This is a genomic window from Pseudomonas sp. JUb52 (assembly GCF_004341115.1).
Classification (GTDB): Bacteria; Pseudomonadota; Gammaproteobacteria; order Pseudomonadales; family Pseudomonadaceae; genus Chryseomonas; species Chryseomonas oryzihabitans.
In genome coordinates, this window is sequence record NZ_SLYS01000003.1 from 88,647 (window position 1) to 110,034 (window position 21,388).

Sequence of the window (21,388 nt, forward strand, 5' to 3'; positions counted from 1 at the left end):
CCAGGCGGCACGCAAAGTAGTACGAATGGCACCTGGCCATTACGCATGCCATCACGACCCAGCGAGACGAACGGCACTGGCAGTGGTCTAGTGAGCATCTTTCCCAGGTTACCTCTTCATGCAGATCATTCTGGTGCGTCACGGCAAACCCGATCTTTCCAGCAAGGCTCACTGCACCCCGCGGGAGATGAAGGACTGGGTCGCGCGCTACCAGAAGGCCCCGGTGCCCCCAGGCCTGGAGCCCGCGGAGACGCGAAGACTGGCCCAGGAAGCGGGCTATGTGGTGAGCAGCCCCCTGAGCCGCTGCGTGCGCTCGCTCGAGTACCTGCTGGGACGCTCCGGCAGCCCGGTCGATGACCGCTATGCCGAAGCCCACCTGCCCTATCTGGAACTGGATGCGCCGCGGCTGCCGGTCAAGGCCTGGCGCCTGCTGTTCAGATCCGCCTGGTTCCTGGGTTTCGCCGCCCACACCGAATCCATCGGCAGCTCCTCGGTGCGTGCCGGCCAGGCGGCCGATCGCCTCATCGAACTGGCCGAACGCCATGGGTCGGTGCTGCTGCTGGGGCACGGCATCATGAACGTGCTGATCGCCTGGCAGTTGCGCAAGCGTGGCTGGCGCGGGCCGCTGCATCTGCTGCTCAAGGACTACTGGAAGCCGAGCATCTATCGCAAGGAGAGGCGCTGAGTTCGATCAGCGGCTCGCCTTGGCGCGGGCCTCTTCCAGCTCACGGCGCGCCTCGGCCAGCTTTTTGCTCCGCACCCGGATCTTGTCGGCGTCGCCCTTGGCCTGGGCGCTGCGCAGATCCCGTTCCCGTTCGGCCACCTCGCGACTGCGGGCCTGGATGACCTCCAGCCGCTGCTGACGCAGGCCGGTATCGGTACAGTGCGCCTGCACCGCGTCGAGAGCTCGCCGCAATCCTGCCAGCCGTCCGGCATCGCCTTGTGCCTGAGCCTGGGCGATCTGCCGTTCCAGCGTCAGGCGTTTCGCCGCGCAGCCCCCGTCGGCTGCAACTGCCACGCCGGGTAGCAACAGGCTAGCCGTCACCAGCACTGCCTTGGCTCGGTTTGTCATAGGTCTTCCTCCGGGCGTTTAAATCCGCGAGCGCCTGACGCTTCCCGTTCAACCGTCCAGCGACGGTCCGACCAGGGCGGCGAGCTGGTCGTAGACCCCGGGCGCCGCCACCAGCAGCGGATTGCCATTGACCAGGCCGTTGTTGCGCAGGAAGGCGTTGTGGCGACCGCCTGCCTCCCGGATCAGGACCAGGCCCGCCAGGCAGTCCCAGCCATGGATCAGCGTCTCGTAGTAGCCGATCAGCCGGCCGGCGGCGACGTAGGCGGTCATCAGCGCGCCCGAGCCATTGCGGAAGAACTGCCCGCCTTCGGCCAGCAGGCCGGTCACGAACGGCAGGAAGTGTTCCTTGCCGCGTCTGTGGGTGGTGCCCAGTCCGGTCAGACCCTGGCGGATCTCGGTGGCCGGATGGACGCGCAGCGGCTGGTCGTTGACGAAGGCGCCGTGCCCGCGCAGGCCATGGAAGAGTTCGTCGTGATTCGGATCCATGATGGCGCCGAGCAAGGGCTCGCCCTCGTGCATCAGGCCGATGGACACACACCAGTTGTGCAGGCCGTTGAGAAAGGGCGCGGTACCGTCGATGGGATCTATGACCCAGAGGTAGGGCGCGGAGAGATCGGTGGCACCGCCCTCCTCGCCCAGCAGGCCATCTTCCGGAAAGCGCTCGCTCAGGCGTTGGCGGATGAGGTCCTCCAGCGTCTTGTCGGCGATGCTCACCACGTCCTGCAGGTCGCTGCCCTTGTGGTCCACCTGCAGCGCCGCGCGCCGACGATAGAAGTCGAGGCCGAGCTGCGCCGCCTCCCGGGCGATGTCCTGGACAGCGCGGTAGCGTTCAGCGATGGCGGGGGCGATGGCGGTCATGGGCGCTCCTGGAACGGGGAAAAGGCGCCAGGGTGCCAGTTCCGCCTGCGGAAAAGAATAGTCGCGCGCCGGGTGCATACCAGGGTTGCGGCGGAGCGCTGTCAGGCTGCGGGCGCATCCTAGCCACTTTTTGCCGATGTCGGCAAAGGTCCGACTAGAGGCCCCTGGTAATGGCTGTGTCATCTGGGAAGCGCAGGCTATCGGGTATTGGCAGTCAGGACGGCGAAATGCAGTGGTGGACCGCACCAAATCCGCGCGCGACCGTCAGAACTAATGAGTGCTCGTTGTACCGGGAGGACGCCATGACCGCACAAACTTCGCTATTCCACGGCAATGGTCAGCTGCAGCAGTTGCGGCGACTGATTCCCAGACAGCATTTCGAATGTCTGGAACGCCACCTCGAGTTGCTGTCGCGCGAATTTCCGCTGTTCGATCATCCGCCGCTGAGCATCGACTGCGCCGTCGCCGAAACCCTGGAAAACCTTGGAATCCGCGCCTTCCAGTGGCAGGGCATGTGCGAACTGCCGCAGCGGATGGCCCTGGGCAGCGCGCTGATGGGCGAGGGATTCATCGCCCAGTCCAGCACCCCCGAATACACCCTCTATCTCAATGCCCGGGGTGAAAAGGTGCTGTTGCGGCAAGAGCCCGCCGCTGGCCAGACCCTGGTTAGCCTGGTGTCGGATTGCCCGCCGCTGTTCGCCTATCTGGCGGCCAAGCACCGCGACGCGGTACCCGTCGCCTGAGCGGGGCGCCCTTGCCTTGCCAGAGGTGTGATCCGCTCGCGTGCAGGATGACGAACAGGATCACAACTGCGCTTTAACGTCAGACTAACCGGGAACCAAATAGGCAGTGGAATGGTAGATTTGCGCTTCGGATCTACCAGGAGACCCAAGGAATGGGAATTCGTATTCTGGCCAGTGTCGTCGTGACCTTTGCCGCCCTCAATGGCGAAGCAGCCTCTCTCTCCGCGATACCTCCGCTCAAGCTGGCGGACCTCACCCTTCAGGTCCCCCTCTTGAGTACCAACGCCATCCCTACCAAAGTTGACGCCCAGCTGCGTGACCGTCGGCAGCCAGTCAATAGCGCCCGCTGGCTTAACGAACATCAGACCTTTGCTCAAGAGCAACGCTGGGTATTCTAGTCCGTTAGATTGATGTCGACGGATGGCTTCCCTTTCGTATGCTTTTTGATACCGCCCGGGGAATGAATCGCTTTTTTGCAGGTCCGTCTGGTTCTACGGGCAGCTCAACTCCTCTGCCCTTTCAACCTGCACGCGGAGCCGTCATGAAACGCCTGTCCTTTCTCCTGTTCGCCGCCCTATCGGCCTGCAGCTCGGCTCCCACCTCGCCCCCGGCCGATCCGTCGCAATTTGGCGGCCGTACCCAGGAACAGCTCCGGCAGAGTTTCGGCTCACCCCAGCGGGTCGCGCAGCTCGATCGCCTGGTGGTCTACGAATACCGCAACCTGCGCGCGCCGGGCAGCGCGACGCCGGTCTATTCCTTTCTCATCGAAAACGAGCGGGTGATCGAATCCACACCCGGAACCTTGCAGCTTTATCGCGAAGACGGCATCACCAAGGTCAAGGCGGAAAGCCTCTAGGCAGAGCCGCTGGCCGAGTCGGCGGTCCTGCACAGCCCCACAGGAATGTGCAAAAAAATACCGATTTTGGTGTCTTTCAGCATTTGTTTCCCGGGCGGCAACGGGCTGTAATCGGTCCGTGGCTTCCGCTGCAAAGGCCGTCATAGCCGGCCGCGTGGTGGGTTACAACAACAAGAAAAGCGTCTGCTGCAGTTGCACAGGACGCGGAGTGCAAGATGAAAACAACACCAAAAGCGCTTTTATTGTCCGCTGTTACCCTCTCTGCAGGCCTGACCTTCTCGCTGGCCCTCCAGGCCGCCGAAACGGTCACCATCGCCACCGTCAACAACAGCGACATGATCCGCATGCAGCGGCTGTCCAAGACCTTCGAAGAACAGCATCCCGACATCAAGCTCAACTGGGTGGTGCTCGAAGAAAACGTGCTGCGCCAGCGCCTGACCACCGACATCGCCACCCAGGGTGGCCAGTTCGACGTCCTGACCATCGGCATGTACGAGACCGGCCTCTGGGGCGCCCAGAACTGGCTGGAACCCATGAAGGACCTGCCCGCCAACTACGACCTGGACGACCTCTTCCCGTCGGTTCGCGAAGGCCTGTCGGTCAAGGGCACCCTCTATGCGCTGCCCTTCTATGCCGAAAGCTCCATCACCTACTACCGCAAGGATCTGTTCCAGCAGGCCGGCCTGACCATGCCCGCCCAGCCCACCTGGACCCAGATCGCCGAATTCGCCGGCAAGCTGCACCAGCCGGACAAGGACCAATACGGTCTGTGCCTGAGAGGCAAGGCCGGCTGGGGCGAGAACATGGCCCTGGTCACCACCATGGCCAACGCCTTCGGCGCGCGCTGGTTCGACGAGAAGTGGCAACCGGAATTCACCGGTCCGGAATGGACCGCGGCGGCCAACTACTACGTCACCAACATGAAGAAGTACGGCCCGCCCGGCGCCTCCAGCAACGGCTTCAACGAGAACCTGGCGCTGTTCAACAGCGGCAAGTGCGCCATCTGGGTCGATGCCAGCGTCGCCGGCTCCTTTACCATGGACAAGAGCCAGAGCAAGGTCGCCGACAGCGTCGGCTTCGCCGGCTCGCCGCGCGAGGTCACCGACAAGGGCTCGTCCTGGCTGTACGCCTGGTCGCTGGGTATCCCCACCTCCTCCAAACACAAGGATGCCGCCAAGACCTTCGTGACCTGGGCCACCTCCAAGGACTACGCCAAGCTGGTCGCGGACACCGACGGCATCGCCAACGTGCCGCCGGGCACCCGCAAGTCCACCTACAGCCAGGCCTACATGGACGCGGCGCCCTTCGCCAAGGTCTCGCTGGACATGCTGCAGCACGCCGACCCGGCCCATCCCTCGGCCAAGCCGGTGCCCTACGTGGGCATCCAGTACGTGACCATTCCCGAGTTCCAGGCCATCGGCACCTCGGTGGGCAAGCTGTTCGCCGCGGCCCTCACCGGGCAGATGTCGGTCGAGCAGGCCCTGCAGGCGGCGCAGCAGTCCACCGCCCGGGAAATGAAGCGCGCCGGCTATCCCAAGTAGCGCTGGAGCCCGGGGTCCGCACCGTGCGGATCCCGGCCTAGCGGCTTTCCCTGCCTGATCCGTCGCTGGCGTCGCGAGACGCCAGTGCCTCGTCACGGCCCACTGCCTTGCGGAGCATCGCCATGCAGACCTCCACCCTCAAGACGCCCGTCGTCGAATCCCCTGCCGCTCCCGCCCGTCGTCAACGCCGTCGCGCCGGGCCCGGCTGGTTCCTGATCAGTCCTTCGGTGGCCCTGCTGCTGGTGTGGATGCTGGTGCCCCTGGGCATGACCATCTGGTTCTCGCTGATCCGCTACAACCTGCTCTACCCCGGCGAGCACGCCTTCGTCGGCCTGGAAAACTTCGAATACTTCGTCACCGATGCCGGCTTCTGGCCCGGCATGACCAACACCCTGCTGCTGGTGGGCAGCGTGCTGCTGATCAGCGTGGTCTTTGGCGTGCTGATCTCGGCGCTGCTGGAGGCCAGCGAATTCTTCGGTCGCGGCATCGTCCGCGTCCTGCTGATCTCGCCCTTCTTCATCATGCCCACGGTCAGCGCCCTGATCTGGAAGAACCTGATCTTCCATCCGGTCTCCGGCATCCTCGCCGCGATCTGGAAACTGTTCGGCGCCACCCCGGTGGACTGGCTGGCCACCCACCCGCTGCTGTCGATCATCCTGATCGTGTCCTGGCAGTGGCTGCCCTTCGCCATCCTCATCCTGATGACCGCCATGCAGTCGCTGGATCAGGAGCAGAAGGAAGCGGCCCGCCTGGACGGCGCCGGTCCGGTCGCCATCTTCTGGCACCTGACCCTGCCGCACCTGGCGCGTCCCATCGCCGTGGTGGTGATGATCGAGACGATCTTCCTGCTGTCGGTGTTCGCCGAGATCTACACCACCACCAGTGGCGGTCCGGGCTTCGCCTCCACCAACCTCGCCTACCTGATCTACAACCAGGCCCTGCTGCAGTTCGACGTCGGCCTGGCCTCCGCCGGCGGCCTGATCGCCGTGCTCATCGCCAACATCGCCGCCATCATCCTGGTGCGGATGCTTGGCAAGAACCTGACCCAACAGTGAGGACCCTGACATGCTGACGCTCAAGCAATCCCGGCGCCTGCAGAGCCTGCTGCTGGGCCTGCTCGCCTGGCTGGTGGCCCTGGTGCTGTTCTTCCCGATCTTCTGGATGGTGCTGACCAGCTTCAAGACCGAGATCGACGCCTTCGCCACGCCGCCGCAATTCTTCTTCATGCCCACGCTGGAGAACTACCTGACCATCCAGGCGCGCAGCGACTACTTCCACTTCGCGCTGAATTCGGTGGTGATCTCCTTTGGCGCCACCCTGCTCAGTCTGTTGCTGGCGCTGCCGGCGGCCTACTCGATGGCCTTCCACGAGACCCGCAACACCCAGCGTCTGCTGCTGTGGATGCTGTCTACCAAGATGCTGCCGGCGGTCGGGGTGCTGGTGCCCATTTACCTGCTGGCCAAGCAGTTCGAACTGCTCGACAGCCGACTGCTGCTGATCGCCGTCTACACCCTGATCAACCTGCCGATCGTGGTCTGGATGGTCTACACCTACTTCAAGGACATCCCCAAGGACATCCTCGAGGCGGCGCGCCTGGATGGCGCCACCACCTACCAGGAAATCGTCCGGGTGCTCTTGCCGATCAGCAAGGGCGGCATCGCCTCGACCATGCTGCTGTCGCTGATCCTCTGCTGGAACGAGGCCTTCTGGTCGCTGAACCTGACCTCGTCCAACGCCGCCCCGCTGACCGCGCTGATCGCCTCCTACTCCAGTCCCCAGGGACTGTTCTGGGCCAAGCTGTCGGCCGTCTCGACGCTGGCCTGCGCACCCATCCTGATCTTTGGCTGGATCAGCCAGAAACAACTCGTCCGCGGCCTGTCGTTCGGCGCGGTGAAATAAGAACAAGAGGACTCCTGTCATGGCCAATCTGAAAATCCGCAGCCTGCGCAAGGGCTTCGACTCGCTGGAAATCATCAAGGGCGTCGACCTCGACATCAACGACCGCGAATTCGTGGTCTTCGTCGGCCCGTCCGGGTGCGGCAAATCCACCCTGCTGCGGCTCATCGCCGGCCTGGAGGAAGTCACCAGCGGCACCCTGGAACTGGACGGTCGCGACATCACCGAGGTCTCGCCGGCCAAGCGCGACTTGGCCATGGTGTTCCAGACCTATGCCCTCTATCCGCACATGAGCGTGCGCAAGAATCTGTCCTTCGCCCTGGACCTGGCCAAGATCGACAAGCAGGAAGTGGAGCGCAAGGTCACCGATGCCGCCCGCATCCTCGAGCTGACGCCGCTGCTGGAGCGCAAGCCGCGCCAGCTCTCCGGTGGCCAGCGCCAGCGGGTGGCCATCGGCCGCGCCATCGTCCGCCAGCCGAAGATCTTCCTGTTCGACGAACCCCTGTCCAACCTGGACGCCGCCCTGCGCGTGCAGATGCGCCTGGAACTGGCGCGCCTGCACCAGGAATTGCAGGCCACCATGATCTACGTGACCCACGACCAGGTGGAAGCCATGACCCTGGCGACCAAGGTGGTGGTGCTCAACGGCGGCCGCGTCGAGCAGGTCGGCTCGCCCCTGGAGCTCTATCACCATCCGGCCAACCTCTTCGTCGCCGGCTTCCTGGGTACGCCGAAGATGGCCTTCCTCAAGGGCAAGGTGGCGGCCACCGACGCCCAGGGCGTCGAGGTGGAGCTGGCGGCCGGTCCGCGCCTGCACCTGCCGCGCCGCGGCGACGACCTGGCGGTCGGCAGCCCGGTGACCCTGGGCATTCGTCCGGAACACCTGCGCCTGGCCGCCGACGGCCAGTTGCCGGTGATCAGCGATGTGGCCGAGCGCCTGGGCAGTGACACCTATTGCCACATGGTCACCGAGGCCGAAGAGCCGCTGACCGTGCGCGTGCCGGGTGATTGTGCCGTGGCCTACGGCGAACGCCAGCGCCTGGCCCTGGACGTCGACTTCTGCCACCTGTTCGACGAGCAGGGCCGCGCCGTGGCGCCGCTGCTGCGCAAAGCCGCCTGACCCATCTCCCCTTTCCTGCCCCGTCGGCGCCCTACGCGCGCCCGGGGCACCGCCTTGCAGGATCGCCATCGTGAAACTCAATCGCCAGCACCTCGAACAACTGCCCGACTATATCGCCAAGCCCGGCTACGCCGCCTGCCAGCTGCGCCAGGGCATCGTCCACATCGGCGTCGGCGGCTTCCACCGCGCGCACCAGGCCATCTACACCGAGGCCCTGCTGAACCAGGGGCGCGACCTGGACTGGAGCATCTGCGGCGTCGGCCTGCGCGCCGAAGACCGCGCCATGCGTGATGCCCTGGCCGGCCAGGACTATCTCTATACCCAGGTGGTGCTGGCCGACGAGCCGGACACCGAGGTGCGCGTCGTCGGTGCCATCAGCGGCATGCTGCTGGCCGAGGACGGCACCCAGACGCTGATCGACAAGCTGGCCCATCCCAGCACCCGCATCGTCTCCCTCACCATCACCGAGGGCGGCTACTGCATGGACGACAGCACCGGCGAATTCAACTTCAAGCTGCCGCTGATCCAGCACGACCTGCAGCATCCGGGCGATCCGCGCAGCGTCTTCGGCTTCCTGCTGGCGGCCCTGGCCAAGCGTCGCGCCGAGGGCACCGGGCCCTTCACCGTGATGTCCTGCGACAACCTCCCGCACAACGGGCAGGTCACCCGCAAGGCCCTGCTGGCCTACGCCGCCCTGGTGGACGAAGAGCTGCACGGCTGGATCGCCGAGCACGTCAGCTTTCCCAACGCCATGGTCGATCGCATCACCCCCATGACCAGCACCGCCCATCGCGAGGCGCTGCTGGCCGAACACGGCGTCGAGGACGCCTGGCCGGTAGTCTGCGAGCCCTTTCTGCAGTGGGTACTGGAAGACAAGTTCGTCGCCGGCCGTCCGGCCTGGGAAGACGTCGGCGTCCAGTTCACCGATGACGTCACCCCCTACGAGGAAATGAAGATCAAGCTGCTCAACGGTAGCCACCTGGCGCTGACCTACTTGGGCTTCCTCAAGGGCTACCGCTTCGTCCACGAGACCATGGCCGATCCGCTGTTCGTGCGCTACATCCGCGCCTACATGGACAAGGACGTGACCCCGCAGCTGGCCCCGGTGCCCGGCATCGATCTCGACCAGTACAAGGACACCCTGATCGAGCGCTTCTCCAATCGCGCCATCGCCGACCAGCTGGAGCGGGTCTGCTCCGACGGTTCGTCGAAGTTTCCCAAATTCACCGTGCCGACCATCAACCGCCTGATCGAGGACGGCAAGGACCTGGATCGCGCCGCCCTGGTGGTGGCCGCCTGGGCGGTCTATCTGCGGGGCGTGGACGAGACCGGGGCGACCTATCGCATTCCCGATCCGCGCGCCAACTACTGCGAAGAACTGGTGCAGGATCAGAAGAATCTCACCGAGCGCCTGCTGGGCGCCGAGGAAATCTTCGGTAAGCACATCCCCAAATCCGCGGCCTTCGTTGCCGCCTTCGAGCGGCAGCTGTACAACTTGCGTACCCATGGGGTCAGCGCCACCTTGCAGACCCTGCTCGGCGACTAGCCTTGGCAAAAAGCTGCCTGGGCAGCGTCGATGATCAATACGAGCCCAAACAACAACAAGGAGCGGCCAGGCATGAAGTTTCTCGGGATAGACTGCGGCACCCAGGGCACCAAGGCGGTGATCCTGGATGTCGAGCGCGGGGTGGTACTGGGTGAAGGAAGTGCGCCTCACCCCCTGACCGAGGGCGCCAATGGCCGCCGCGAGCAGAATCCGGCGGACTGGATCCGGGCCCTGGTGGCGGCCACCCGCGCCGCCCTGGCGCAGGCCGGCAGCGATGGCCAGGACATCTTCGGCGTCGGCGTCTCCGGCCAGCAGCATGGTCTGGTATTGCTCGACGACAGCGGCAAGGTCCTGCGGCCGGCCAAGCTCTGGTGCGACACCGAGTCCACCCCGGAAAACCAGCGCCTGCTGGAACACCTGGATGGCGTGGAAGGCTCCATCGAGCGCCTGGGCCTGGCCATCGCGCCGGGCTACACCGTCTCCAAGCTGCTCTGGACCAAGGAACAGCACCCGGAGGTGTTCGACCAGATCGCCCAGGTGCTGCTGCCCCACGATTACCTGAATTTCTGGCTGACCGGACGCGCCGTGGCCGAGTACGGCGACGCCTCGGGAACCGGCTATTTCAATGTGCGGACGCGCCAGTACGACCTGGAACTGCTGCGCCACATCGATCCCAGTGGGCGCCTGGAACGCGCCCTGCCGGCGCTGATCGAAGCCGACCAGCCGGTCGGAAGGCTGCGGCCGGAGGTCGCCAGCCAACTGGGCATCAATCCCCAGGCCCTGGTCTCCAGCGGCGGCGGCGACAACATGATGGGCGCCCTGGGCACCGGCAATAGCCGCGCCGGCCAGATCACCCTGAGCCTGGGCACCTCGGGCACCCTCTATGGGTATTCCGACGAACCTCGCATCAGCGACCATCCCGCCGTGGCGGGCTTCTGCTCGTCCAACGGCGGCTGGCTGCCGCTGATCTGCACCATGAACCTGACCAATGCCAGCGGCCAGATCCGCGAGTTGCTCGGCCTGGACCTGGCGGAATTCACCCGTCTGGTGGCGGAGTCGCCCATCGGCGCGGAAGGGGTACTGATGCTGCCCTTCCTCAATGGCGAACGGGTCCCGGCGCTACCGACCGCCACCGCCAGCCTGCACGGCCTCACCGCCACCAACCTGACCCGCGCCAACCTGTGCCGGGCGGTGGTCGAGGGGGTGAGCTTCGCCCTGAGATACGGCTTCGATCTGCTGCGCGACCTGGGCATGCCCGGCGACACCCTCAGACTCATCGGCGGCGGCGCCAGGAGCCCGGTGTGGCGGCAGCTGATCGCCGACCTGATGAACACCCCGGTGGTCTGCCCGGTGCACGGCGAAGCCGCGGCCCTGGGCGGCGCCTTGCAGGCCGCCTGGTGCTGGAGTCGCGAGCAGGGCCGCCCGGAGTCGCTCGACAGCCTCACCGAGCGCTGCGTGCACCTCGACCCGGCCAGCCGTGCCGAACCGGACCCGGCGCGGGCCGCCGAGTACGAGGCGGCCTACCAGCGCTATCGCCAGCAATTGCGCGAGAGCTACGGGATCGCCTAGCGGATAGAGAGGGTGGAAAACGCCAGGCGGTTTTCCAACCTGCTGAAATTCGGCAACCAACCCGTCATAGGGTGGACAACGGCGCAGCCTTGTCCACCAGCCTGATGGCGCGTGGAAAACGCTACGCGGTTTTCCACCCTACCCGACAGGCAGGCGCTCAGGCCTTGCCGATCGGTACGAAGGGCGCGTCCAGCAAGCGGGCGAGGTCCGCCGGGGCCAGGGCGACTTCCAGCCCCCGGCGTCCGGCACTGACATGGATGCTCGGCAACACCGCCGCGGAGTCATCGATGAAGGTGCGCAGCCGCTTCTTCTGCCCCAGCGGGCTGATGCCGCCCACCAGGTAGCCGGTGCTGCGCTGGGCCTGGTCGGGCTTGGCCATCTCCAGTTTCTTCACCCCGGCCGCCTGGGCCAGGGCCTTGAGATCCAAGGTGCCGGCGACGGGCACGATGGCCACCAGCAATTCCTGTTTCTCGCTTGCCGCCAGCAGGGTCTTGAATACCGTCTCCGGTGCCAGACCGAGTTTCTCGGCAGCTTCCAGGCCATAGGAGGCGGCCTTGGGGTCATGGTGGTAGCTCAGTACCTCGTGGGGCACCTGGCTCTTCTTGAGCAGTTCTATCGCCGGGGTCATGCCAGCACTCCTTGGGGATCGGCCACCTCCGCCCGCCCGCGGCCCTGCGCCTTGGCCCGGTAAAGGGCGAAGTCGGCTGCCTGCAACCAGTGGGCGACGTCATCGTAGGCACGGTCGAAGCCGGCGATGCCGCAGCTCAGGCCGACGCGCACATTCTGGCGGTCGCCGGGGCCGCCTGCCTGCATTTCGTGCAGACGCTCCTGCAGCCGCCGGATCAGATCCAGGGCCCGCTCGGGCGAGGTATCGGGCAGGAGGATACCGAATTCATCGCCACCAAAACGACCGGCGAGATCGCTGGTGCGGATGGTGCGCGCCAGCAGACCGGAAAACTGGCGCAGCATCTCGTCGCCGGCCTGATGGCCGAAGCGGTCGTTGATGAGCTTGAAGTTGTCCAGGTCGATCATCACCAGGCTGGCCGCGGCGCCGCTGCGTTTGCAGCGGGCGAATTCCCGCTGCACCAACTGATCCCAGTGGGTTCTGTTGTGCAGCCCGGTCATGCCATCCTGCTTGCTGATCAGCTCCAGCTCCTGCTGGCGCCGCGACAACTGCTGCGCCAGGCGAAAGCTCACCAGGCCCAGGGCCCAGGGATAGGCGATGATCATCGGCAGGCAGGCATAGATCTGCGCGGTGGAGGTCTCGATGGCGACCGGGTGGCGCAGCACCACGAGGCCGACCAGGATGCCCAGCAGTTGGGCGAGCAGCCCGCGGCGCCAGAAGGCCAGGCCACCGGCGCCGAGCATGTTGAGACCGGTCATGGCGAGCAGCGTCGCGCTGGGCAGCAGATTGAAGCCCATGCTCGCCGCCCAGAAGCCGGCCGAGCCACAGTCCAGCAGCAGGTTGCCCAGTTCGGTGCGATAGGGATCGCGCGCGCGGACGGCGCGCCAGTAGGCCAGCGGCGACCAGCACAGGGCATTGGCCAAGAGCAGGATCCACAGCCCGAGAGACACCGGCTGGGTGAGCTGCACCGACACGATGCAACTCAGGCTGAGCAGCAGACCAATCGCACGGGGTAGCCAGAGCCGCCGGGCAAAATTGCGGCCACGGGTGAGCACATCTGGCATTGACGATCCCCACTGCGACGGACGATGAAAGGTCGCGCATTATCAGTGGACAAGGGCAAAACGCCAGCGACCGCGACCTGAACGTCGTGTTCCGAACCTTACGACGCCCCTAGACACTGCCAGAAGGAAACATCGGGTGACACGCACACCGGACGAACAGCCTTGAACCTCGGCCTGACCGGCCTCATCCAATGGTCAGGCCCGTCAAAAAGAGGAAGCCGCATGCAAGTCCAAGTCAACAGTGACCACAACATCGAAGGCAGCGCCGGTTTGCAGAATTGGGTGGCGTCCGTGGTGGAAGACCGCCTGGATCGCTTCGACGAACTCCTGACTCGCGTCGAGGTGCACCTCAACGACGAGAACGCTGGCAAATCGGGCGCCCAGGACAAGCGGTGCCAGATGGAGGCCCGCATCAAGGGCCATCAGCCGCTTTCGGTGACGCACAAGGCCGAATCCCTGGAACAGGCGGTGGATGGCGCAGCCGACAAGCTGCACCGGGCCATCAGCAACCTCTCCGGCAAGCTGGAAAAGAAGCGGCTGTCGGGCGGTGAACTCAACGACCCCCTGGCCCTGGAAGATTCCGAAGAATTCCAGGACTCGCTGCGGCAGGACGAATTCCTCGAACGGGAGCAACTGGCTCACGATCACCAGTTGAAGTGATGCGCCGTTAGACGCTAGCGTTCAACCGAGGCCGCTCCCTGAGCGGCCTCGCTGTTTTCCACCCCGGCACAAGGAAGCCCCATGCCCTCCCCCTTTCGCGTCGCCCTGATCGGTTACGGCTTCGTCGGTCAGACTTTTCATGGCCCCCTGCTGAGCTCCATCCCCGGGCTCTCCCTGGATTTGGTGGCCTCACGGGATGCCGCACGTGTGCAGGCCGATCTGCCCGGGGTGCGCGTCACCGTGGATTACCTGGCGGCCGTGAGGGATCCGGCCATCGACCTGGTGGTGATCGCCTCACCCAACCAGACCCATGCGCCCCTCGCCAGCGCCGCCCTGGCCGCCGGCAAGCACGTGGTGGTCGACAAGCCCTTTACCGTGACCCTGGCCGAAGCTCGGCAACTGGCCGCGGAAGCCGAACAGGCTGGCCGGTTGCTGTCGGTGTTCCAGAATCGTCGCTGGGACAGCGATTTCCTCGGCTTGCAGGCAGTCCTGGCCAGCGGCGCCCTGGGTGAGTTGACCAGCCTGGAATCCCGTATCGAGCGCTTTCGTCCCGAGGTGCGGACGCGCTGGCGCGAAGCCGCGCTGCCCGGCAGTGGCCTCTGGTTCGATCTCGGTCCCCATCTGCTGGATCAGGCGCTCTGCCTGTTCGGCCTGCCCGAGCGCCTGCAGGCGCAGCTGGTGCGGCAACGACCCGGCGCCCTCACCGACGACTGGTTCCAGGTGCAGCTGGACTACGGCGCTCGCCAGGTGACCCTGAGAGCCGGGATGCTGGCCGCCGGTGGCGTGCCGCGCTTTCTGGCGCAGGGCACCGCGGCCAGCTGGATCAAGCAAGGCGCGGATCGCCAGGAGGACGCGCTCAAGGCCGGCGTGCGCCCCGGTGGTCCCGACTGGGGCCAGGATCCGGATCCGGGCTGGCTGATCGACGCCAGCGGCGAGCGCCAGGCCCTGCCGACGCCGGCGGGCGATCACCGTCGCTACTACCTCGCCTTGGTCGAAGCCCTCGCCGGTCGCGCCGGCAATCCCGTCAGCCCGGCCCAGGCTTGCGCCCTCATGGCCCTGCTGGAAGCGGCGCAGCGTTCCTCGGCGGAAGGTCGAGCGCTGATGCCCGAACTCAGCGCGGCGGAACGCGCGGCCTACTGACCGGCCACCCACTGCGGGCGCCGTCCGGCCAGGCGCTCGCCCAGCTGGCGCAGGGTGCGCGACAGGCGGCGCTCGATCCACTCGTAGCTGGCCCAGGCCAGCAGCAGGATCACCGGCAGGCAGACCATCAGGGTCTGGTAGGGGCTGAAGCCCCACTGCTGGTGCAGCCAGTAGTCGCCCAGCCAGAGCACGATCACGTGCACCAGATAGACCGAATAGGACCAGTCGCCCAGCGCCTTGCACAGCCGCGAGCCGGCGAACCAGGGTTCGAGGATCACGCAGGCGCCGACCAGTACCGCACTGGGCACGCCCCAGGTCAGCAGGCGCCAGGGATGATCGGCGGGAAAGGCCACCAGGCAGGTCAGTGCCGCCAGGGCCGCCACCAGGGCCAGGGGTTTGGGTCCGCGCAGGGCGCCACGGCGATAGAGCGCCGCCAGGCTCACGCCCAGCAGGAATTCGAAGATGATCGGATTGCGATAGAAGCTGCTGACAAAGGACTCCCGGGCCAGCACCAGGCTGACCAGGATCACCAGCAGGCTGACCACCCCGATGCGCCAGCGCTCGGCCACGCCAAAGGACAGGGCGAACAGCAGGTAGAACAGCATCTCGAAGTTGAGCGTCCAGCCCACCGGCAGGATCGGATAGTGGCCGAAGCCCGCCGGATTCTCGCTGGGAATGAAGAACAGCGAGAGCAGCAATTCGCGCGCGGCGACCCCATAGATCGGCATCACGTCGCTGGCGAGATAGAGGATCAGCGCCGTCACCGCGGTGTACAGCCAGTAGGCCGGGACGATGCGGGCGATGCGGTGCCAGAGGAAGGTACTGCGCCTGAGCGGTCGGCCCGCGGTGGACAGGTGGATCACGAAGCCGCTGAGCACGAAGAAGATGTCGACCCCGACCTGTCCCCGGGTGGAGAGCAGATGGCCGCCGAGGCTGTCGGCGTGGAAATCGAAGAACACCTGCATGAAGTGATGGAAGACCACCAGCCAGGCGGCCAGGGCCCTGAGAGCCTGCAGTGAAACCAGCATCGTAGAACCTTTCCCTCCTCGTCCCGCCAGGCACGACCCAGCGCTGCGCCGTCATTGTGGACGGCATGGGCTGCTGGGGCGTTCGTGGGAAAAGGCTGGATTGCGCCGGTTCACAGGCTGACCGGCTCGATGCCCGACCCGTTCAGCGGCAGTTCAGGCGGCTGACCTCATTGCAGGCTGAACCGCCAGGCGCGGTGGATCTTGGGATTGCGCGCGAAATCCGGATCCAGGGTGCTGGCGCTGATCTCTTCGACGCGATAGCGCTCGGCGAGACTCGCATCCAATTCAAACTTGCGGAAGTTGTTGGAGAAATACAGCACGCCGTTGCGACTCAGGTGGGCCATGGCCGAGTCGAGCAGGGCGACATGATCGCGCTGGACGTCGAACACCCCTTCCAGGCGCTTGGAGTTGGAGAAGGTCGGCGGGTCGACGAAGATCAGATCGTACTCACCGCGATCGTTTTCCAGCCAGTGTAGGACATCGCCCTGTTCCAGGCGGTGCCGCTCGGAAAAGCCGTTGAGCGCCAGGTTGCGCCGGGCCCAGTCCAGGTAGGTGCGCGAGAGGTCGACGCTGGTGGTGCTGCGTGCCCCGCCCACTGCCGCCTGCACCGTGGCGGCGCCGGTGTAGCAGAACAGATTGAGGAAGCGCTTGCCCTGGGCTTCCTGGCGCAGCCGCAGACGCAGCGGACGGTGATCGAGGAACAGCCCGGTATCCAGGTAGTCGGTGAGGTTGACCAGCAGCTTGGCGCCCGCTTCTTCCACCTGCAGGAATTCACCCTGGGCGGCCTGGCGTTCGTACTGCTTGGTGCCGCTCTGCCGCTCACGGCGCTTGACCACCACCAGTGACGGATCGATGTTCAACGCCTGGGGAATGGCGGCCAGGGCGTCGAGCAGGCGCGCCTGGGCCTTGTCCGGGTCGATGGAGCGCGGCGGTGCGTATTCCTGCACGTGCACGCGATCGCCATAGAGATCCACCGCTACCGCGTACTCGGGCATGTCGGCGTCATACAGGCGATAGCACTGCACGCCCTGGCTGCGGGCCCACTTGCCGAGCTGCTTGAGATTCTTCTGCAGCCGATTGGCGAACATTTGCCCGCCTTCGCTGAGCTTGGCCGGCTCCGCCGCCTGGGCATTGGCCGGGCGTTCGCCACTGCGACTGCCGGTGACGAACTGGCGGGTCTCCACCTCGAACATCAGCAGCTTGCAGGGCAAGGCGCCATTCCAGAAGGCGTATTGCTTGTGACTGCGGATGCCCATGCGCTTGCCCAGCTCGGGCGCGCCGGTAAAGACCCCTGCACGCCAGCCCAGGCAGGCCTGGCGCAGGCGCTCGCCGAGATTCTGGTAGAGGTACAGTAGGCTGGCTTCGTCACCCAGGCGCTCGCCATAGGGCGGGTTGCAGATCACCAGGCCGGTCTGGCCCTTGTCCGGACGCGGCTCGAAGCTGGCGACCTCGCCCTGGTAGACCTTGATCCACTCGGACAGCCCGGCCCGCTCGATGTTGTTGCGCGCCGGCTGGATCAGCCGCGGATCGGCTTCGTAGCCGCGGATCCAGACCGGCGTCCTGGCCAGGCCCGCAGTGGCTCGCGCTTCAGCCTCCTGGTGCAGTTGCTGCCAGAGGGCGGGCACATGGCCCAGCCAGCCGGAAAAGCCCCAGCGCTCGCGGCGCAGGTTGGGGGCGATGTCCGCCGCCATCAAGCCGGCCTCGACCAGGAAGGTGCCCACCCCACACATGGGGTCGGCCAGGGCGCCACCGGCCGCGGCCAGGGCCGGCCAGCCGGCACGGATCAGTACCGCGGCCGCCAAGTTTTCCTTGAGCGGCGCCGCGCCCTGCTGCAGGCGATAGCCACGCTGGTGCAGGCTCTGACCGGAGAGATCCAGCGAGAGGATGGCCTGGCCGCGCTCCAAGTGCAGGTGGACGCGCAAGTCCGGGGCGATCTTGTCCACCGTGGGCCGCTGCCCGGTGCGCTCGCGCAGGCGGTCGACGATGGCGTCCTTGACCTTGAGGGCACCGAAATGGGTGTTGTCGATGCCCGCGCCCTGGCCGCTGAAGCCCACCGCCAGGGTGCCGGTGGGCGCCAGGTGTTCTTCCCATTCCACGCCATGCACGCCCAGGTACAGCCCCTGGGGGTCTTCCACCGGGAAGCGCGCCAGCACCAGCAGCACCCGGTTGGCCAGGCGCGACCAGAGGCACAGGCGGTAGGCATCCGCGAGACTGGCTTCGCCGCGCACCGCCGCGGTCTGGCTGCGGGCTTCCTGCAAGCCGAGGCCCTGGGCCTCTTCCAGCAGCAGGGTCTCGAGTCCCTTGGGACAGGTGAGGATGAGTTGTTGCATCGCGGACATCGTTGAATCCATAGGTTAGCGCAAGGAACTTTCTGCCTTTGGTCGGATTGACCGGTGAGGACAGCCCCTTGCGTGAAAGTTTGACTGCGTCTCAACAAGCCGCAGTGACGGCATTCCAGCGGCGGTTTATCGCCATTTCATTTCGATTTGATTACGGCTTATAGCTAAAAGGTCGTTCCCAGCCAGAGCGCCATTGGTTAGTAATTGACCACCCGCAGCGCGAAGGTGCGGGGCGGATGTCAGGACGCCGGCTCTGGCATCCAGGCCTGCAACGGGCCATGGACAATCTGCAAGTCAACCTACGAGGGCACTACCCTATGAGAAGACTCAAGCGTGATCCAATGGAACGAGCTTTCCAGCGTGGTTATCAGCACGGCATCGTGGGCAAATCGCGGGACCTTTGCCCCTTCACCCAGGACGCCGTCCGGCAGGCCTGGCTCAATGGCTGGCGTGAGGGCCGTAGCGACCAATGGGACGGCTACGTAGGCACCGCCGGTCTTCAACGCATGAATCAACTTCAAGCCGTAGGCTAATTCGATTTCACTAGCGGAAGCCCAGGGCTTCCCATAGCGTTCTGGTTGTTTTCCAGTCAGATCCTCTCCCAGGATCAGGGACCCGGTCCCACGGGGGCTCCCAGCGAGCCCCCTCCCCCTCAGGGACGCGCTGCCGCGATGGCATCCACGGCTTCGCGGATCAAGGCCGGTCCGCGATAGATGAAGCCGCTGTAGAGCTGCACCAGACTGGCGCCCGCCGCGATCTTTTCCGCCGCATCCTCCCCCGACAGGATCCCGCCCGCCGCGATGATCGGCAGCCGACCACCCAGCTCGCCAGCCAGCACCCGCACCACATGGGTGCTCTTCTCGCGTACCGGGGCGCCCGACAGACCGCCGGCTTCGGCGGCATAGGGCAGATTCTCCACTCCTTCGCGACCCAGGGTGGTGTTGGTGGCGATGATGGCGTCCATCCCGGCATCGCGAATCGCCTGGGCGGTCAGCACGATCTCCTCATCGGTCAGGTCCGGGGCGATCTTGATGGCGATGGGCACGCGGCGGCCGTGCTGGACCGCCAGGTCTTCCTGGCGCTGGCGCAGGGCTTCCAGCAGGCTCTTGAGCGCATCGCCGAATTGCAGGCTGCGCAGGCCGGGCGTATTGGGCGAGCTGACGTTCACCGTGATGTAGCTGGCATGGGCATAGACCCGGTCCAGACCGATCAGGTAGTCGTCCACCGCCCGCTCCACCGGAGTAGTGGCATTCTTGCCGATGTTGATCCCCAGTACGCCCCGGAAGCGTGCGGCCTTGACCCGCTCGATCAGCGCATCCACGCCCGCATTGTTGAAACCCATGCGGTTGATGATGGCGTCGGCCTGCTCCAGGCGGAACAGCCGCGGCTTGGGATTGCCTGGCTGCGGCCGCGGCGTCACGGTACCGATCTCGATGAAGCCGAAACCCAGGCCGGCGAAGCCGTCGATGGCGGCGCCGTTCTTGTCGAGTCCGGCGGCCAGGCCCACAGGATTGGGAAACTCCAGGCCCATGACCTGGACCGGCAGCCGACCCGGCCGCCGGCCGAGCCCGGTCAGGCCCAGACGACCCGCGGCACCGATCAGGTCAAGCGCCAGATCGTGCGATCCTTCGGGAGACATTTTGAAGAGCAGAGGACGGAGCGCGTCGTACATGGCGGACTCACAGGCGATTCGGAAAGCGCGCATTATACAGGCTTGCCACCGGCCATACGTCGCTCGCTCCGGAGGCGAACGGTCACTCGCACAAAAGATCCTACCTTTCGGGAATCATTTGACGATAGCGCGGTCTTTGCCACGCTAGACTCGGTCGTGCAGTTCCTATCCGCCCTGGAGACCTCATGAGCAACAGTGCCAACCTCCTGGGCAGCCCCTGGTCTTCGCTGGCCTTGCATCTGCATCCCTCCCTGGCCAGCCGCCGGATCCAGCGTTGCCTGGAACGCCTGGCCGACGCCTTCGTCCCCTTGCCCGCGCCTACCGACAGCCTTTGGTGGGATGAAGGCCATCCGCTGCACCTGCTGCTCGGCCTGCCCCGCGCCGCCTTGTCCGGGCCGACCCAGGAGATCAAGGGCCACGCCCATGCCCTGCTCAGTCAGCTGGTGGTCGCCGATACGCTGCAGGCCGCCGCCCTCGACCTGCGTGCCATCGATGGCCTCTGCCAGCGCCTCGGCGACAGCACGCTCGATACGGCGATACAGCTGGAGGAACTGGCCGCCCTGCCCGCAGCGCGCGAGCAGGTGCGGATCATCGGCTATCGGGATTTCCAGGCGGCGCTCTATCGCACCTTGCCGAACCTGTCTGCGGAACAGCCCCTGCGTCTGCGCCAGGCCAGCTGGCGGGGTACCCGACTGTTCCTGGAAAACGATACGGCCACCACCCTCGCCTTCGCCAGCATCATCGCCTACGCCCGCATCCGCGGGATCGCCGTGGAGGTGCCGGCGCAGATCCAGTGCCTGCGCCTGGATCCGGCTGCCATCGACCGCCTGCAGGAGGCTTTCGCAGTCTATGCCCTGCCCAATGCGGTCTGGAACCACCCTGATTTCATCCAGGTGCTGCTGGGCCTGAAGCTCGACTATGCGCGCCTGCCACTGCCCGCCCCGGGCCAGGATCTGGAGTGGTTGCTGCTGCCCAGCGAGGTGGCGAGCACCCGGGTCCTCAGCGAGATTCTCGAACGCCTGGGCGCTGCCGAGGTGATCGGCCACCTGCAGGCGCTCTAGAAACCGCTCAGGGGGCGGCTACCGCCGGCGCATGTCGCTGCCCCGCCGCCAGAAAGACCTCGAAGGCCAGCCGCTGGCCGGCCAGCATCGCCGGATGCAGGCGCGCATCGCTGCCCGCCTCATCCAGACGCTGCAGAAAGCCTGGCCAGGCGCCCTTGGGCGGCACGTGGCCCAGATAGGCCCGGGCGTCGCGCACCGCCTCGTCGGCACTCTCGCCGGCATGGCGATCCAGCATTCGCGACCCCAGCCGAGACCCTTCGAGGACATAGGCCACCCCCCAGCACTCGCCTTCGTCGAGCAGGCGCTCGAGGACGACGGGTTCGGGCTGCTCTGCGTCCAGGCGCTGCAGATCCTCTGCCAGCACCCCGGTGCGGCGGCGCTCCGCCCAGTCGGGCAGCAGGCGCTGGATGCCGGAGCGCTCCAGCAGGTCTTCCAGACCGATCAGGGCCTGGGCATGGGCCTGCAGAAAGGCGGTGTAATGCAGCCGGGTCTGCAGCGCATAGCGGCCAAAGGTCGCATCGACCTGCTCGTGCAGGGCACCGCCCTCGGCGCGCAACATTTCACGGATGGAGGACACGCAAATACCTCAAGTTGGCGC

At 65.9% G+C, this 21,388-nt stretch carries 22 protein-coding genes; 14 read left to right on the forward strand and 8 right to left on the reverse strand.

Features of this window, described 5'->3' with window-relative positions:
- The first annotated feature begins 118 nt into the window (after window positions 1-118).
- The gene (locus EC839_RS06070; RefSeq protein ID WP_007159272.1) at window positions 119-685 is read left to right on the forward strand and encodes a histidine phosphatase family protein; all 567 of its coding nucleotides are present in this window, start codon (window positions 119-121) and stop codon (window positions 683-685) included.
- A gap of 6 nt (window positions 686-691) precedes the next feature.
- Here the strand turns inward: EC839_RS06070 and EC839_RS06075 are convergent, their stop codons facing one another.
- Complete coding sequence (locus EC839_RS06075; protein ID WP_039975362.1) at window positions 692-1,072, reverse strand: DUF1090 domain-containing protein; 381 nt, start codon at window positions 1,070-1,072, stop codon at window positions 692-694.
- Between the two features lie 48 nt (window positions 1,073-1,120).
- Complete coding sequence (locus EC839_RS06080; RefSeq protein ID WP_007159275.1) at window positions 1,121-1,930, reverse strand: inositol monophosphatase; 810 nt, start codon at window positions 1,928-1,930, stop codon at window positions 1,121-1,123.
- 302 nt (window positions 1,931-2,232) lie between these two features.
- Between EC839_RS06080 and EC839_RS06085 the strand changes: the two genes are divergently transcribed.
- The 9 genes from EC839_RS06085 (at window position 2,233) to xylB (ending at window position 11,201) form a co-directional block, all read left to right on the forward strand.
- Entirely contained in the window at window positions 2,233-2,673 is a 441-nt protein-coding gene (locus tag EC839_RS06085; RefSeq protein ID WP_007159276.1) for a hypothetical protein, read from the forward strand.
- Window positions 2,674-2,825: 152 nt separating this feature from the next.
- Window positions 2,826-3,071 carry a hypothetical protein gene (locus tag EC839_RS06090; RefSeq protein ID WP_007159277.1) on the forward strand — a complete coding sequence of 82 codons (246 nt, stop codon included), beginning with the start codon at window positions 2,826-2,828 and terminating at the stop codon, window positions 3,069-3,071.
- A 143-nt stretch (window positions 3,072-3,214) separates the two neighbouring features.
- A complete protein-coding gene (locus EC839_RS06095; RefSeq protein ID WP_007159278.1) occupies window positions 3,215-3,529 on the forward strand; it encodes a hypothetical protein in 315 nt (104 codons plus the stop codon).
- Between the two features lie 215 nt (window positions 3,530-3,744).
- Entirely contained in the window at window positions 3,745-5,070 is a 1,326-nt protein-coding gene (locus tag EC839_RS06100) for a sugar ABC transporter substrate-binding protein (RefSeq protein WP_039975363.1), read from the forward strand.
- A 122-nt stretch (window positions 5,071-5,192) separates the two neighbouring features.
- A complete protein-coding gene (locus EC839_RS06105; RefSeq protein ID WP_007159280.1) occupies window positions 5,193-6,125 on the forward strand; it encodes a carbohydrate ABC transporter permease in 933 nt (310 codons plus the stop codon).
- A gap of 10 nt (window positions 6,126-6,135) precedes the next feature.
- Window positions 6,136-6,969 carry a carbohydrate ABC transporter permease gene (locus tag EC839_RS06110; protein WP_007159281.1) on the forward strand — a complete coding sequence of 278 codons (834 nt, stop codon included), beginning with the start codon at window positions 6,136-6,138 and terminating at the stop codon, window positions 6,967-6,969.
- A 19-nt stretch (window positions 6,970-6,988) separates the two neighbouring features.
- Window positions 6,989-8,086, forward strand: a complete 1,098-nt coding sequence (locus EC839_RS06115) for an ABC transporter ATP-binding protein (protein WP_007159282.1) — start codon at window positions 6,989-6,991, stop codon at window positions 8,084-8,086.
- Window positions 8,087-8,156: 70 nt separating this feature from the next.
- Window positions 8,157-9,632, forward strand: a complete 1,476-nt coding sequence (locus tag EC839_RS06120) for a mannitol dehydrogenase family protein (RefSeq protein ID WP_007159283.1) — start codon at window positions 8,157-8,159, stop codon at window positions 9,630-9,632.
- A 72-nt stretch (window positions 9,633-9,704) separates the two neighbouring features.
- The gene (xylB, locus tag EC839_RS06125) at window positions 9,705-11,201 is read left to right on the forward strand and encodes a xylulokinase (protein WP_007159284.1); all 1,497 of its coding nucleotides are present in this window, start codon (window positions 9,705-9,707) and stop codon (window positions 11,199-11,201) included.
- 157 nt (window positions 11,202-11,358) lie between these two features.
- On the opposite strand, the gene ybaK is transcribed toward xylB, so the two are convergent.
- Entirely contained in the window at window positions 11,359-11,829 is a 471-nt protein-coding gene (gene ybaK, locus EC839_RS06130; protein WP_007159285.1) for a Cys-tRNA(Pro) deacylase, read from the reverse strand.
- Entirely contained in the window at window positions 11,826-12,890 is a 1,065-nt protein-coding gene (locus EC839_RS06135) for a diguanylate cyclase (protein WP_007159286.1), read from the reverse strand. The genes ybaK and EC839_RS06135 overlap by 4 nt, the downstream gene beginning before the upstream one ends.
- Window positions 12,891-13,112: 222 nt before the next feature.
- On the opposite strand from EC839_RS06135, the gene EC839_RS06140 reads away from it, so the two are divergent.
- Together EC839_RS06140 and EC839_RS06145 are read left to right on the forward strand one after the other, a co-directional pair.
- Window positions 13,113-13,550 carry an HPF/RaiA family ribosome-associated protein gene (locus EC839_RS06140; RefSeq protein WP_007159287.1) on the forward strand — a complete coding sequence of 146 codons (438 nt, stop codon included), beginning with the start codon at window positions 13,113-13,115 and terminating at the stop codon, window positions 13,548-13,550.
- An 81-nt stretch (window positions 13,551-13,631) separates the two neighbouring features.
- The gene (locus tag EC839_RS06145) at window positions 13,632-14,690 is read left to right on the forward strand and encodes an oxidoreductase (protein WP_007159288.1); all 1,059 of its coding nucleotides are present in this window, start codon (window positions 13,632-13,634) and stop codon (window positions 14,688-14,690) included.
- Here the strand turns inward: EC839_RS06145 and EC839_RS06150 are convergent.
- Both EC839_RS06150 and rlmKL read right to left on the reverse strand, forming a co-directional pair.
- A complete protein-coding gene (locus EC839_RS06150) occupies window positions 14,684-15,718 on the reverse strand; it encodes an acyltransferase (protein WP_007159289.1) in 1,035 nt (344 codons plus the stop codon). The genes EC839_RS06145 and EC839_RS06150 overlap by 7 nt on opposite strands.
- 167 nt (window positions 15,719-15,885) lie before the next feature.
- A complete protein-coding gene (gene rlmKL, locus EC839_RS06155) occupies window positions 15,886-18,057 on the reverse strand; it encodes a bifunctional 23S rRNA (guanine(2069)-N(7))-methyltransferase RlmK/23S rRNA (guanine(2445)-N(2))-methyltransferase RlmL (RefSeq protein WP_007159290.1) in 2,172 nt (723 codons plus the stop codon).
- A gap of 317 nt (window positions 18,058-18,374) precedes the next feature.
- Between rlmKL and rmf the strand changes: the two genes are divergently transcribed.
- Complete coding sequence (gene rmf / locus EC839_RS06160) at window positions 18,375-18,590, forward strand: ribosome modulation factor (RefSeq protein ID WP_007159291.1); 216 nt, start codon at window positions 18,375-18,377, stop codon at window positions 18,588-18,590.
- A gap of 119 nt (window positions 18,591-18,709) precedes the next feature.
- Here rmf and EC839_RS06165 read toward each other — a convergent pair whose 3' ends face one another.
- Complete coding sequence (locus EC839_RS06165; RefSeq protein ID WP_007159292.1) at window positions 18,710-19,729, reverse strand: quinone-dependent dihydroorotate dehydrogenase; 1,020 nt, start codon at window positions 19,727-19,729, stop codon at window positions 18,710-18,712.
- A gap of 185 nt (window positions 19,730-19,914) precedes the next feature.
- Here EC839_RS06165 and EC839_RS06170 point away from each other — a divergent pair, with 185 nt between their 5' ends.
- The gene (locus EC839_RS06170; RefSeq protein WP_007159293.1) at window positions 19,915-20,790 is read left to right on the forward strand and encodes a hypothetical protein; all 876 of its coding nucleotides are present in this window, start codon (window positions 19,915-19,917) and stop codon (window positions 20,788-20,790) included.
- A 7-nt stretch (window positions 20,791-20,797) separates the two neighbouring features.
- Here EC839_RS06170 and EC839_RS06175 read toward each other — a convergent pair whose 3' ends face one another.
- On the reverse strand, window positions 20,798-21,367 hold the full coding sequence (locus EC839_RS06175) for a biliverdin-producing heme oxygenase (RefSeq protein ID WP_177416692.1): 570 nt from the start codon (window positions 21,365-21,367) through the stop codon (window positions 20,798-20,800).
- Between the last annotated feature and the right edge of the window lie 21 nt (window positions 21,368-21,388).

Coding starts and splice junctions, on each gene's coding strand:
- EC839_RS06075 (WP_039975362.1), bottom strand. CDS start 1,072: ATGACAAACCGAGCCAAGGCAGTGCTGGTGACGGCTAGCCTGTTGCTA.
- EC839_RS06170 (WP_007159293.1), top strand. CDS start 19,915: ATGAGCAACAGTGCCAACCTCCTGGGCAGCCCCTGGTCTTCGCTGGCC.
- EC839_RS06090 (WP_007159277.1), top strand. CDS start 2,826: ATGGGAATTCGTATTCTGGCCAGTGTCGTCGTGACCTTTGCCGCCCTC.
- EC839_RS06095 (WP_007159278.1), top strand. CDS start 3,215: ATGAAACGCCTGTCCTTTCTCCTGTTCGCCGCCCTATCGGCCTGCAGC.
- EC839_RS06110 (WP_007159281.1), top strand. CDS start 6,136: ATGCTGACGCTCAAGCAATCCCGGCGCCTGCAGAGCCTGCTGCTGGGC.
- EC839_RS06165 (WP_007159292.1), bottom strand. CDS start 19,729: ATGTACGACGCGCTCCGTCCTCTGCTCTTCAAAATGTCTCCCGAAGGA.
- EC839_RS06150 (WP_007159289.1), bottom strand. CDS start 15,718: ATGCTGGTTTCACTGCAGGCTCTCAGGGCCCTGGCCGCCTGGCTGGTG.
- EC839_RS06080 (WP_007159275.1), bottom strand. CDS start 1,930: ATGACCGCCATCGCCCCCGCCATCGCTGAACGCTACCGCGCTGTCCAG.
- EC839_RS06135 (WP_007159286.1), bottom strand. CDS start 12,890: ATGCCAGATGTGCTCACCCGTGGCCGCAATTTTGCCCGGCGGCTCTGG.
- EC839_RS06115 (WP_007159282.1), top strand. CDS start 6,989: ATGGCCAATCTGAAAATCCGCAGCCTGCGCAAGGGCTTCGACTCGCTG.
- rlmKL (WP_007159290.1), bottom strand. CDS start 18,057: ATGTCCGCGATGCAACAACTCATCCTCACCTGTCCCAAGGGACTCGAG.
- ybaK (WP_007159285.1), bottom strand. CDS start 11,829: ATGACCCCGGCGATAGAACTGCTCAAGAAGAGCCAGGTGCCCCACGAG.
- EC839_RS06140 (WP_007159287.1), top strand. CDS start 13,113: ATGCAAGTCCAAGTCAACAGTGACCACAACATCGAAGGCAGCGCCGGT.
- EC839_RS06100 (WP_039975363.1), top strand. CDS start 3,745: ATGAAAACAACACCAAAAGCGCTTTTATTGTCCGCTGTTACCCTCTCT.
- EC839_RS06145 (WP_007159288.1), top strand. CDS start 13,632: ATGCCCTCCCCCTTTCGCGTCGCCCTGATCGGTTACGGCTTCGTCGGT.
- xylB (WP_007159284.1), top strand. CDS start 9,705: ATGAAGTTTCTCGGGATAGACTGCGGCACCCAGGGCACCAAGGCGGTG.
- EC839_RS06105 (WP_007159280.1), top strand. CDS start 5,193: ATGCAGACCTCCACCCTCAAGACGCCCGTCGTCGAATCCCCTGCCGCT.
- EC839_RS06085 (WP_007159276.1), top strand. CDS start 2,233: ATGACCGCACAAACTTCGCTATTCCACGGCAATGGTCAGCTGCAGCAG.
- EC839_RS06070 (WP_007159272.1), top strand. CDS start 119: ATGCAGATCATTCTGGTGCGTCACGGCAAACCCGATCTTTCCAGCAAG.
- rmf (WP_007159291.1), top strand. CDS start 18,375: ATGAGAAGACTCAAGCGTGATCCAATGGAACGAGCTTTCCAGCGTGGT.